General features: G+C 54.6%; 11 protein-coding genes and 1 rRNA gene. 5 read left to right on the top strand and 7 right to left on the bottom strand.

The window, feature by feature from the left end; all coding sequences use genetic code 11:
• Positions 1-6 precede the first annotated feature (6 nt).
• The 3 genes from rrf to OWK27_RS06890 all read left to right on the top strand — a co-directional run bounded on the left by rrf (position 7) and on the right by OWK27_RS06890 (position 2,161).
• Positions 7-122: ribosomal RNA gene (rrf, locus tag OWK27_RS06900) — 5S ribosomal RNA — on the top strand.
• A 128-nt stretch (positions 123-250) separates the two neighbouring features.
• Positions 251-703, top strand: coding sequence for a DUF4385 domain-containing protein (locus OWK27_RS06895; protein WP_176611183.1), 453 nt, complete (start codon positions 251-253; stop codon positions 701-703).
• Positions 704-853: 150 nt separating this feature from the next.
• Positions 854-2,161 (top strand): MFS transporter, encoded by a 1,308-nt coding sequence (locus OWK27_RS06890; RefSeq protein WP_176609716.1) that lies wholly within the window; start codon positions 854-856, stop codon positions 2,159-2,161.
• On the opposite strand, the gene OWK27_RS06885 is transcribed toward OWK27_RS06890, so the two are convergent.
• The 5 genes from OWK27_RS06885 to trxC all read right to left on the bottom strand — a co-directional run bounded on the left by OWK27_RS06885 (position 2,158) and on the right by trxC (position 7,878).
• Complete coding sequence (locus OWK27_RS06885) at positions 2,158-2,481, bottom strand: YfiM family lipoprotein (protein WP_148420614.1); 324 nt, start codon at positions 2,479-2,481, stop codon at positions 2,158-2,160. The two genes, OWK27_RS06890 and OWK27_RS06885, sit on opposite strands and share 4 nt — an antisense overlap.
• Positions 2,482-2,525: 44 nt before the next feature.
• The gene (gene pssA, locus OWK27_RS06880) at positions 2,526-3,881 is read right to left on the bottom strand and encodes a CDP-diacylglycerol--serine O-phosphatidyltransferase (protein WP_267590083.1); all 1,356 of its coding nucleotides are present in this window, start codon (positions 3,879-3,881) and stop codon (positions 2,526-2,528) included.
• A 109-nt stretch (positions 3,882-3,990) separates the two neighbouring features.
• On the bottom strand, positions 3,991-6,654 hold the full coding sequence (locus OWK27_RS06870) for a bifunctional acetate--CoA ligase family protein/GNAT family N-acetyltransferase (protein ID WP_267590082.1): 2,664 nt from the start codon (positions 6,652-6,654) through the stop codon (positions 3,991-3,993).
• A gap of 35 nt (positions 6,655-6,689) precedes the next feature.
• Positions 6,690-7,388 carry a tRNA-uridine aminocarboxypropyltransferase gene (gene tapT / locus OWK27_RS06865; protein WP_193355470.1) on the bottom strand — a complete coding sequence of 233 codons (699 nt, stop codon included), beginning with the start codon at positions 7,386-7,388 and terminating at the stop codon, positions 6,690-6,692.
• 70 nt (positions 7,389-7,458) lie between these two features.
• The gene (gene trxC, locus OWK27_RS06860) at positions 7,459-7,878 is read right to left on the bottom strand and encodes a thioredoxin TrxC (RefSeq protein WP_148420618.1); all 420 of its coding nucleotides are present in this window, start codon (positions 7,876-7,878) and stop codon (positions 7,459-7,461) included.
• A 204-nt stretch (positions 7,879-8,082) separates the two neighbouring features.
• Between trxC and OWK27_RS06855 the strand changes: the two genes are divergently transcribed.
• Entirely contained in the window at positions 8,083-9,153 is a 1,071-nt protein-coding gene (locus OWK27_RS06855) for a tRNA/rRNA methyltransferase (protein WP_267590081.1), read from the top strand.
• 48 nt (positions 9,154-9,201) lie between these two features.
• Here OWK27_RS06855 and ung read toward each other — a convergent pair whose 3' ends face one another.
• A complete protein-coding gene (ung, locus tag OWK27_RS06850) occupies positions 9,202-9,891 on the bottom strand; it encodes a uracil-DNA glycosylase (protein WP_267590080.1) in 690 nt (229 codons plus the stop codon).
• 315 nt (positions 9,892-10,206) lie between these two features.
• On the opposite strand from ung, the gene grcA reads away from it, so the two are divergent.
• Complete coding sequence (grcA, locus tag OWK27_RS06845; protein WP_006176733.1) at positions 10,207-10,590, top strand: autonomous glycyl radical cofactor GrcA; 384 nt, start codon at positions 10,207-10,209, stop codon at positions 10,588-10,590.
• Between the two features lie 53 nt (positions 10,591-10,643).
• Here the strand turns inward: grcA and srmB are convergent, their stop codons facing one another.
• Positions 10,644-11,972 (bottom strand): ATP-dependent RNA helicase SrmB, encoded by a 1,329-nt coding sequence (gene srmB, locus OWK27_RS06840; protein WP_148420621.1) that lies wholly within the window; start codon positions 11,970-11,972, stop codon positions 10,644-10,646.
• Positions 11,973-12,093 lie beyond the last annotated feature (121 nt).

Raw genomic sequence — 12,093 nt, 5'->3', positions numbered from 1 at the left:
AATTTGCCTGGCGGCTTTAGCGCGGTGGTCCCACCTGACCCCATGCCGAACTCAGAAGTGAAACGCCGTAGCGCCGATGGTAGTGTGGGGTCTCCCCATGTGAGAGTAGGGAACTGCCAGGCATCAATCAAGAAGAACCCCGTACCGTAAGGTGCGGGGTTTTTTGCTTTGTGCACGAGAAAGTGCCGGGTGGCGGCACAGCCTGACCGTGCCTACAATTGTTAAAACGATTCTTAACAATGGTGCCGCTTTGACACGTCCCTTTGATTACCAACAAGATTTTGCCGCCATTAATTTTCGCGAGCATCCCGAACTGTATCAGGTAGGTCGGGGTGAACAGGGCGTATTGATGGTCGAACCTTATAAAAGCGAAATCCTTCCGCACTGGCGCTACAAAAATGCTGAAGTCGCAGCGCGCTCGGCAAAAGCGATATATGCCCTGTTTGAAGAATACCGTCAGCAAAATGATTTTGTGGGGATGGATATGGCACGTAAGTTCATTCAGATGGGCTACACGCGCGCCCGGCGATATGCAAATCATAAAGGCGGTAAAAAGTATGATGAGAAACGCCAGGTCAAACCCCTCGACCACGATCCTGTAAAAGCTGAAGCCGCTGCGGTATTCAAAACCTGGTGGGATAAGATTCGGGCGGATGAAGATTATTTACAGCGAAAGAAGGCGCACCAGCAGGCGTGGGGCTAATTACTACGTTCGCTAATAATTCGATACCTGATCGACTTCACAAAACGCAATGAAACATATTAGAAACATTTTATTTACCTAACGATTCGTTTTAAATCCGGTTTTACTGTTTGTGGGCAATGGCCCGCAATGTGACACAGGGGATTTAAAATGACAGAAACCGTAGCCAGTGCAGATACGGATAATACAAATTTAGCAGACAAGGATACTCGCCGTCGGGTTTGGGCCATCGTTGGGGCCTCATCGGGGAACCTGGTAGAATGGTTTGATTTTTACGTCTATTCATTCTGCTCGCTCTACTTCGCGCATATCTTTTTCCCGTCCGGGAATACCACTACTCAGCTTCTGCAAACCGCTGGCGTTTTTGCTGCCGGGTTCCTGATGCGTCCTATTGGTGGGTGGCTGTTCGGCAGGATCGCGGACAGAAAAGGGCGCAAGACCTCCATGCTTATCTCTGTCTGTATGATGTGCGTCGGCTCGCTGGTAATTGCCTGCTTGCCAGGGTATGACGTTATCGGAACATGGGCACCCGCGCTGCTGCTATTGGCCCGTCTGTTCCAGGGGCTTTCAGTCGGTGGAGAATACGGCACCAGTGCGACATACATGAGTGAAGTGGCCGTAGAAGGACGAAAAGGTTTCTATGCGTCCTTCCAGTATGTGACCCTCATTGGCGGGCAGCTGCTGGCGTTACTGGTTGTGGTGATCCTTCAACAGATCCTTAGCGATGAAGATTTACGCGCCTGGGGCTGGCGTATCCCGTTTGCCATGGGGGCAGCCCTGGCGGTCGTGGCGCTATGGTTACGCCGTCAGCTTGATGAAACCTCTCAACAGGAGGTCAGGGCGCTGAAAGAAGCCGGTTCGATGAAAGGCCTCTGGCGAAACCGCAAAGCATTTTTGATGGTATTAGGTTTTACCGCCGCAGGCTCGTTGAGCTTCTATACCTTCACCACCTACATGCAAAAATATCTCGTTAACACGACGGGTATGCATGCCAACGTTGCGAGCGTCATCATGACGGTGGCGTTACTTGTCTTTATGCTGATCCAGCCGATTGTCGGTGCGCTGTCGGACAAAATAGGTCGCCGCACGTCAATGCTCATCTTTGGCGGCTTGCTTACCCTCGGCACCGTTCCGCTTCTTACCGCCCTCCAGCATACCACCTCTCCGTATGTCGCTTTTGCGCTGATCATGGTGGCACTGATTATTATCAGTTTTTACACGGCAATTAGCGGTATTTTGAAAGCAGAGATGTTTCCGGCACAGGTGAGGGCGCTAGGCGTTGGGCTCTCTTACGCAGTCGCTAACGCCCTGTTCGGCGGATCGGCTGAGTACGTCGCGCTTTCGCTTAAGTCATGGGGCAGTGAAACAACCTTCTTCTGGTATGTCACCGTAATGGGGGCGCTGGCATTCATTGTCTCGCTGATGCTGCATCGCAAAGGAAAAGGTATTCGCCTTTAATAATGCGCCATCTGCCAGACGGCGTAGCCGGTTGTTGCACCGGCTACGTCCCAGGCGAAATCTTTCCAGCTCCAGCCGCTTCCCGAGGGGCGGCTGTCCCATAGTTCTTTCGATGCCCCCAGGCTTACAGAGAACATCAGGCCAATTGCGGCACTTCGATCCCGGCTATATCCCTGATGCTGCGCATACTCATTGCCCGCTGCGGACAACATTGCAGAGGCCAGAAAGTGTTGAGCTTTATCCTGACCTGACCAGTTATCATTGGCCATATGGCTACAGCCGGTCAGGCAAAGGGGAATTAACAGGAGAGGGATACGCATAACAGGCTCCATAAAAAAGCCCCGTCGATGACAGGGCCCGTATATTACAGAATGCGGCTGATGAGGCGATCGATACGGATCCGGCGCAGACGGCGTATCAGCTTACGGACCTTAACCGGATAGTCAGCGATGCTTTGCAGATCGCGATAGTGACGAACAACGGTAGTATGGGTGCGTATAAGCTCCAGCTCACGATCGCGTTTCGCGGCCAGCGCATGCTGAGGATCGTGAATAAGAATGGCATTTTCCAGATCCAGACGCCAGGCGCGCGGGTTCAGGTTATTACCGGTCAGCAGCATCCACTCATCATCAACCCACATCCCCTTGAGGTGGTAGCTGTTGTCTTCGTCTTTCCAGAGACGTACAACCAGCTGGTCGGTGTTCACATAGTACTGCAAGCGGCTCAGGAAACGACGCAGGTTGATCTCATAAAGATAGGGTAGTGCGCCGATAATCTTGAAAGGCCGATCTTCCGGAATAAAGAAGTCATTTGCCGTTTTATCCCCAACAATGATTTCTACCTTTTTGCCATCACGCAGCAGCTGAATGATATTACGCACCAGAACGGCGGGAAGGTTGAAGTACGGCGTGCAGATAGTGAGCTTGTGCTCCGCGCACGGCATCAAATGGAAGATAGTCTTGTTCAGCAGGCTGGATTTTCCTAACCCTACCAGCGGCGTAACGGACAGCTCTTCGTTATTGGCATCACCCTGGAAGCGATAAACCGCGTCGCGCAGCTCCTGACGGAAGGAACGAACCTCATTTTTGATTTCCGGGCTTTTAGGGCGATGAGTATCGTCAAGGCGGTTAACACCGCGTCCATGCACCAGGTTTTTATCAACCCAGTTAAACATGATGTCAGCCATCTGCGGATTGCGGATCAGATGGTAGCGATCGTAACGGTATTTATCGAGCTGATGGAGGTAAACATCATTCAGGCTGGCGCCGCTGTAGAGGACGCTGTCATCAATGATAAATCCTTTGAAATGGAGTACGCCAAGCGCTTCACGGGTATTCACCGGCACGCCGTACACCGGGATATCAATACCCGGGTTTTCCTGGGCCGTGCGGCAATACCAGTCAGCGTTTGTGTTTGAAGCAGCCGCGCCAATACGGCCACGCTGCGCACGGTGCCAGTCAACCAGCACGCGAACGTCCAGTTCCGGACGCTGACGTTTCGCTTCATAGAGCGCGTTCAGGATCGCGCGCCCACCTTCATCCTGTTCAAGATAGAGCGCCACAATGCAGATGCGTCGCGTCGCGCTGGCAATCTTTTCCAGAAGCGTCTCCCGGAAGCGAGCGGGAGCATAAAAGAACTCTACATCATCAACTGACTGAGAAATCTTCGGTAGTTGAGCAAGGTGTTGTTGATGTTTGTTACGCTTAAATTTTGACAACATCACAGTGCGTTTCTTCTCTGTTCATTGAAGGGTTGTCTGTACCAGGCAAACAACATAAGCGGACAATGATACCCCAGTGCCGTGAAAAGTGGGTAACATTTCCAGCAGCTTACTTCTGTTTATCCGTGGAACTCAGGCTGAGCGAAAGGGAGACGATGCCTTCATCCAGCTGGATATCAACGTCAAAACCAAGTTTCCGCGCCAGGGTCACCATGCCCCGATTGTTTGGCATAGTAATGCCATTCAGGCGTAACAATCCGTGATCGCGCGTATAGCCAATAAGCTTTTCGAGCAGCCGCCTGCCCAACCCCAAACCTTTAAGATCGGAACGCACCAGCACGGCAAACTCCGCATCCACGTTGTCCGGGTCGGAAATGGCGCGGGTCACGCCAAGTATTTCATCTCCTTGCCCGGAACGGCGCACTGCCACGAACGCCATTTCTCGATCGTAGTCGATCTGGGTCATATTGGCTAAATCATCGTGGGTAAATTCGTTGATTTCGCTGAAATAGCGATAGTACAAATCTTCCTTTGTCACCTGCGAGATAAATTCCCGCAGCAGCGGCTCATCTTCCGGAAGGATAGGGCGAAACAGCGCCTGCTCGCCATTTTTCATCTCCACCCACTCTTCAAGCTGAAGAGGATAAGGACGGATGGCGAGACGGCTTTCCCGGTCTCCGACGAATGGCGCAATATCCAGCGTCACGTCCAGGGCGGTAAATTCATTCCCGGAGGCGAGGAGCGGGTGGATATCCAGGCGCTGGATCTCGGCGCAGTCGACAATCAGGTTAGAGACCTTCACCAGAAACTGACTTAACCCGGCGATATCAAGCGGCCTCAGGGCGCTTCGTCCGCGGATCTTTTTGCTTTTGATAGCCTGAATTATCAGATAACGCGCCAGGTTCATGTTAAGCGGCGGGAGAGCGACCACCGCCTGCTCTTCTGGACGCCATTCGACACCCCCTTCACCCAGCATAATGAGCGGACCAAAAACCGGATCGTGCTCCACAACTACCCGCAGTTCCTGCGCTCCCGCACGGTTAGCCATGCTCTGCACCAGCAGACCGTGGATCCTGGCCTGTGGCCATGTCATTTTAACGCGATCGATAATGGCGTCTGCAGCCTGCTGAACTTCCGTCGCGGTGCGCAGGTACAGCATCACGCCCTGAACATCAGACTTATGCGGAATATCGGGCGAGCGCAGCTTCAGCGCGACCGGATAGCCAATCTGTTCAGCGATATGCACCGCCTCAGCGCTATCGCTGGCAATCCAGGTTGGCAGGGTTTGCATTCCATAGCTGCCAAGAATGGGCTGCACCTCATGGGTATCAAGGGAAGTTGCGCCTTCTTCGATGGCCTGCTGCAACAGCCTGTGAACGTCCACGGAGTTTGCCGTCAGATTGCCCGGCAGGGCAGGCGTTTCACGCAGCTGCTTCTGGTTGCGTCGATACTCAACCATATGCATAAACGCCGTAATGGTGCCCTCCGGAGTACGATAGGTTGGCAACCCGGCTTCACTAAACAGACGTCGCGCTTCCTGCGAGGAGAACTCGCCGCACCAGTTGGTCAGTAAGGTGACATATTTACCGCGTGGATGGTTTCGGACGGCCTCAATCAGCGCACGCGCGCTTTCGCTGCCCGGCGCGACCGCGCTGGGTGAATGGATAATCATGAGTGCATCAAAATCCTGACTATCCAGCAAAAGCGATATCGCCTTTATGTAGCGGTCACTGCTGGCATCATCGCGTAAATCGAGCGGGTTACCGGGCGCAACGCTTCCCGGCAGTGCCTCGCCCAGGCGCTGAAGCGTCTCTTCTCCCAGCGTTGCCAGCTTGCCGTTGCGCAGCCACAGCTCGTCCAGCGCCAGAGCAGCGGGAGCGGCACCGTTGCTGACGATCATCAGCTTCTCGCCGCGCAAGGGGCGCATGTGGCTTAATGTTTCGACGGCGGAAAAAAGCTCGTGCGTATCCTGTACCCGCAGCAGACCGGCGCGCTGGATGGCGGCATCCCAGGCGGGATCCATCCCGGAATGGGAATGCAGCAGGCGCTGGGCCGCAGGACTACGGCCGCTTTTGATGACCAGAATCGGTTTATTACGCGACGCGCTACGAGAGGCGGACACAAAGCGGCGGGCGTCGCTCAAGTGCTCAAGGTAGAGAAGAATAGCGCTGGTTTTGCTGTCGCGCGCCAGGAAATCCAGCAGCTCATCGACGTCAATATCCAGGCTGTCGCCGAGGGCGATGAAGTAGGAAAAGCCCATCTCCCGCTGTTGCGCCCAGTCGAGGATCGTATTGGACACGGCCGCCGACTGCGAAATAAAGGCCAGCTTGCCTTTGCGGATCGGAACCGGGGAAAAACTGGCATTCAGCCCTTGCCAGGGCGCAAGCAGGCCGAGGCTATTCGGGCCCAGGATGCGCATCTGGTAGCGGCTGGCGCAGGCCAGTAGCTCAGGCTGCTGTTCAGGAGGCGATGAGAGAATAATACAGGTCTTGCAGCCTTTCTGGCCGAGCGATTCCAGCAGGTCGAGGTTTCGTCTGGCATTCGTACAGAGCACCGCGAGATCGGGAACAAAAGGTAAACTTTGCACGTCCGGCCACGCCAGCACGCCCTGTACCGCTTTATAGGCAGGGGTGACGGGCATCACCGGGCCGTTAAACCCGCCTGCCAGCAGGTTACGCATCATCAGATAGCCTGCGCGATCCGGCTTCATTGAAGCGCCAATAACGGCAATGGATTTCGGACGTAGTAGCGCTTCTAACCCTCTCTGGCTCATGCAGGCCTCCCGTGAATGCAAGCGACCTGATGATTTTAAACGCTTTCTGGCTCTGTTGCTGTGATACTGCCCTTATGAACGGTTTTTCCCGCAAGATAACGTTCGCGGAAGCAGGAGAAGTGGTTACCCAGCGCGCCTGCTGCCCGGGCGTCTCCCGCCAGGTCCAGAAGTGCAATGGCCACTTCGGCGGTACAGTATTGCCCGTCAGCATGGGCCTCACGCAGGCGATAGGCTGAAACGCGCGACAGATCGACGGAAATCACCGGCAGCGCGTCGAGATACGGGCTTTTGCGAAACATCTTTCTCGCTTCCGTCCAGGTGCCGTCAAGCATGATGAACAGCGGCGGCTTACCGGATGGCGGTTCCGAAAGCACCTGGCGATGTTCGCCTGCATACGATGCGGGAAAAACGACCATTGGCTGATAGTCCGGGCTTGCCACCAGGTCGAGCAGCGCCTGAGGTGGCTCGGTGCGTGACCACTGAAACGCGGCGGTGTCTGGCAAAATATCAGCGATCAGGCGGCCCGTATTGCTGGGCTTCATCGGTTCGGTATCGAACATGACCAGACAAAACCGGCTTCTCGCCGTACTCGGTGAAAGCGTTGCGCACAGGCAAACTTTCAGCGGCAACAGGCAGCGCTGGCAGCGGCGAATACGGTTGCCGCGTGCAAGAAAGGGGCGAGTTGCGCGCGCAAGGCGTTCGGCGCGTAGTTGAAGTACAGCGTTATCAGTCATGGGCGAAATGGCAGGGAAAACCCCATTTTCGCAGAGGAGAGAACGGGGCACAAGATGTGCCCCGTGAATGTTACAGGGATTCGTTTAACCAGCTTTCAAACGGCGCTTTTGGCACGGCACCGTTGAGCATGTCGATCACTTCACCATTTTTGAAAATCATAATGGTGGGGATGCTGCGAATGCGGAAACGGGCGCTCAGTTCGCGCTCTGCTTCGGTATTCACTTTCACAAAACGCATTTTCCCGCTGCGCTCTTCAGCCACGTCCTCAAAGACTGGCGCAAAGTTACGGCAGGGGCCGCACCACGGTGCCCAGAAATCGACCACAACAGGCAGATCGTCCTTGAGGAGTTTGTCCAGCGTAGCACCCGTCGCGTTAATCACCTCGCCGTCAAACAGTTCGTGACCACAACGCCCGCATTTGGCACCGTCATCCATCCGTTCGTCCGGAATGCGGTTTAAAGCCTGACAGTTGGCACATACGGTATTCATAACTAACCTCTGATAGAGCCGTGGAACAACGGCAAAACGCCGATAATGTTTCTGATATGTTACATATTATCAGTGAGCCTGTATGAAACGACAACGCGTTTTATTCGATGGGAACAATAGTCACAGGCTTTTGTACGAAATTATGGCTATGAGCTTGCACATCGGGTAATCTGCGCGCTTCGCGCAGCGCTGGTGGAGAAAAGCATGAACGACGAAATGAAAAACAAAAGCGGCAAGGTCAAAGTGATGTATGTCCGCAGTGATGATGACTCTGATAAACGCACCCAAAATCCGCGTACCGGAAAAGGTGGCGGGCGTCCGGCGTCTTCTCGTGCAGACGGTGGCCGTCGCCCCGCCCGCGATGACAGAAATAACCGCGGCGATGACCGCAAGCGCGACGATCGCAAACGCGATGATTATGTCCGCGACGGCGCATCCCCATGGCGCACCGTTTCGCGCGCGCCGGGTGAAGAGGCTCCTGAAAAAGCCGATCACGGCGGTATCAGCGGTAAAAGCTTTATCGATCCGGAAGTGCTGCGTCGTCAGCGCGCGGAAGAGACCCGCGTTTACGGCGAGAACGCCTGTCAGGCCCTGTTCCAGAGCCGCCCGGAATGTATCGTTCGCGCATGGTTTATCCAGAGCGTGACCCCGCGCTTTAAAGAAGCGCTGCGCTGGATGGCGGCGAACCGCAAAGCCTATCATGTGGTTGACGATGCCGAGCTGACAAAAGCGTCGGGTACCGAACACCACGGCGGCGTTTGCTTCCTGATCAAAAAACGTAACGGCACCACCGTTGAGCAGTGGGTCAGCCAGGCGGATGCCGATGACTGCGTGCTGGCGCTGGAGGACGTGGGCAACCCGCATAACCTGGGTGCCATGATGCGCAGCTGCGCGCACTTTGGCGTGAAAGGCGTACTGTTGCAGGATGCCGCGCTGCTGGAGTCCGGTGCGGCAATCCGTACTGCGGAAGGCGGTGCCGAGCATGTTCAGCCGATCACCGGCGACAGCGTGCTGGATGCACTTGAGCAGTTCCGTAAAGCGGGCTACACCATTGTCACCACCTCAAGCCGTGCCGCTACGCCGCTGTTTAAAGCAACGCTGCCGCGTAAAATGGTGCTGGTGTTAGGTCAGGAGCGCGATGGTCTGTCTGATGCGGCACTCTCCAGCGCGGATCTGAGCGTCTCTATCGACGGGACAGGCAACGTTGAAAGCCTGAACGTATCCGTTGCGACTGGCGTGCTGCTGGCGGAATGGTGGCGTCAGAATAAAGCATAAGCATTTGTACTTATTGAATGCCCGGTCCACCGGGCATTCAAACTCAAATTACTCACTTTCTGCCGGTAACACAGGCATCCAGTCAATTGGCTTTTCGCCACGCTTTTCCAGCCACTCATTCGTCAGAACAAAATGATTACTGCCAAAGAAACCGCGGTGTGCAGACAGCGGCGACGGGTGCGGTGCCTTCAGAACGTGATGTCGCTGACGATCGATAATCGCCCCTTTCTTCTGCGCATGCGAACCCCAGAGTAAAAATACGACGCCTTCACGGTGCTCATTAATCAGGCTAATTACCTTATCGGTAAACGTTTCCCATCCCAGGCTGGCGTGAGAGTGTGCCTGACCTGCCCGAACGGTTAACACGGTATTCAGCAGCAGCACGCCCTGGCGCGCCCAGCTTTCCAGGTAACCATGAGTAGGGCGGGTAAAGCCGGGGACCGTTCCTTCCAGCTCTTTATACATATTCAGCAGAGAAGGGGGGATAGCCACGCCAGGGCGAACGGAGAACGCCAGTCCGTGAGCCTGACCGGGGCCGTGGTAAGGATCCTGTCCCAGAATAACCACCTTCACATCGCTCAGTTCGGTGTAGCGAAAGGCGTTAAACACATCCTTCTGCGGCGGATAAATTGTCTGGCCGGCCTGCCGTTCAGCCGCAACGGTGCTGAGGGTCTGGATAAAATAGGGCTGCTGCTTCTCTTCTGCCAGCACGTCATGCCAGGTTAAAGGTGTGGTCATCTCGCTCTCCTGCGAATTTCATTCTGTGCCTAGCTTACCTGTTAAAGCCCGGTGAGCAAAATTACGCGCTGAAAAGTGGGCTAACTCGCTAAATTTATTTTAGAAAAGAGGCGGGACAAGTTGAATTGGCAAGATGTGAAAATTGATCTGAAACAATAAATCCTGACCACACTCTTTATGTGGTTAGTGTTTTTGTTGATTTAAATCAATAAATCGCCCGAGGCTGAATGTTATATATACACACAACAAACAATGGTTTTACCAATTGGCCGCAAAAGGCCAGCATCAGTTAATGTAGCCTAAGGGAGGCAACACATGATTACAGGTATCCAGATTACTAAAGCTGCAAACGACGACCTGCTGAACTCTTTCTGGCTGCTGGACAGCGAGAAAAACGAAGCGCGCTGTGTAGTAGCGAAAGCCGGTTTTGCGGAAGACGAAATCGTTCCGGTTAACAAGCTGGGCGAAATTGAATACCGTGAAATTCCAATGGAAGTGCAGCCAGAAGTGCGCGTAGAAGGCGGTCAGCACCTGAACGTTAACGTCCTGCGTCGCGAAACGCTGATGGATGCCGTTGAGCACCCTGAAAAATACCCACAGCTGACCATCCGCGTGTCTGGCTATGCGGTACGTTTCAACTCTCTGACCCCGGAACAGCAGCGCGACGTTATCGCCCGTACCTTTACTGAAAGCCTGTAAGGCTTCAGCCACGGGGGGGGAATAAAAAAGCCGGGACATGTCCCGGCTTTTTTTTACTCTTCAGTTTTTGTCTCTGGCGCAGCAGAGCTTGGCTTACGGCGCTTACCAATGTTTTTGGTATCGCGGTGGCGCTGCTTCACGCGCGGCTTCTCTTTTTCTTTCTCTTTTCTTTCTGCACGTTTCGCGAGCGCTTTCTTGGACGGTTTACCCGTCATTTTTTCACTCGGTGCACGCGTGGTCGGACGAAGCCCGTCAATGACGCGAGCTTTCAGTGGCTCATCAACGTAGCGGCCAATTTTCTGCAGCAGCAGATGGTCGTGCGCTTCTACCAGAGAAATGGCAATACCTTTGCGGCCCGCACGACCGGTACGGCCAATACGGTGCAGGTAGGTATCACCGCTGCGCGGCATGTCGAAGTTGATCACGTGGCTCACGTCCGGGATGTCGATCCCGCGTGCGGCAACGTCGGTGGCAACCAGCACGTTCACGCGACCATCGGTCAGGCGCTTAATCCCTTCGGTACGCTTAACCTGCGCCATTTCCCCTTCGAGATAGCAGTTATTGATGCCAGCGTTGCGCAGCATTTCAGCCAGCTCGTGCACGCGCTCGCGTTTACGTACGAATACGATGCTACGGGTCGCGTCTTCCTGCTTCAGCAGGTGTTTAAGCAATTCAACCTTGTGTTCAAGATTGTCCGCGCGGTAGTACCACTGGTGGATCTTCTTACGCTCACGCGTCGATGGCGTGGCGGAGACTTCCACCGGATCTTCCAGCAGACGTTCGGCGAAATCTTTAATGGCATCCCCTTCAAGGGTTGCCGAGAACAGCATGGTCTGGTTACGCCAGCGTGTTTCACCCGCGATGTGTTCGATATCCTGCGCAAAGCCCATGTCCAGCATGCGGTCGGCTTCGTCGAGGATTAACGTTTCAACCGCGCGGCAGTCGAAGTTCTCTTCTTTGATGTATTGCAGCAGGCGGCCGGTCGTCGCAACAACAATATCCTGGTTTTCGCTGAACACTTCGGCGTGGTTCATGTACGCAACGCCGCCGGTGATGGTGGCGATATCCAGATGGGTGTTCGCCGCCAGTTCACGCGCGTGTTCTGCAACCTGCATCGCCAGTTCACGGGTCGGCGTCAGGATCAAAATACGCGGCGGGCCGGATTTTTTACGCGGAAAATCGAGCAAATGCTGCAACACAGGCAGCAAGTAGGCTGCTGTCTTCCCCGTGCCGGTTGGCGCAGAACCGAGCACATCGCGGCCCTCAAGCGCAGGCGGAATGGCCGCGGCCTGAATGGCGGTCGGGCGTGTAAAGCCTTTGCTCTCAAGTGCATTGAGCAGGCTTTCATCGAGTTCAAGTTCGGAAAAAGTCGTTACAGTCATGTTCTACCTCTGTGTGGGGCGCTGATTATAGACGTTACGGCTGTAATCTTCATCTGTTTGTATGGATATCGCTTTTCGACCACTTCGCTTTCCCCTATGCTACTCCAGTTTCACTCAGAAG

Source organism: Enterobacter cloacae complex sp. 2022EL-00788, assembly GCF_026627565.1.
Classification (GTDB): domain Bacteria; phylum Pseudomonadota; class Gammaproteobacteria; order Enterobacterales; family Enterobacteriaceae; genus Enterobacter; species Enterobacter pasteurii.
The sequence above is the reverse complement of the archived record's forward strand: the minus strand, read 5'-3'. Positions and strand labels throughout refer to the sequence as shown.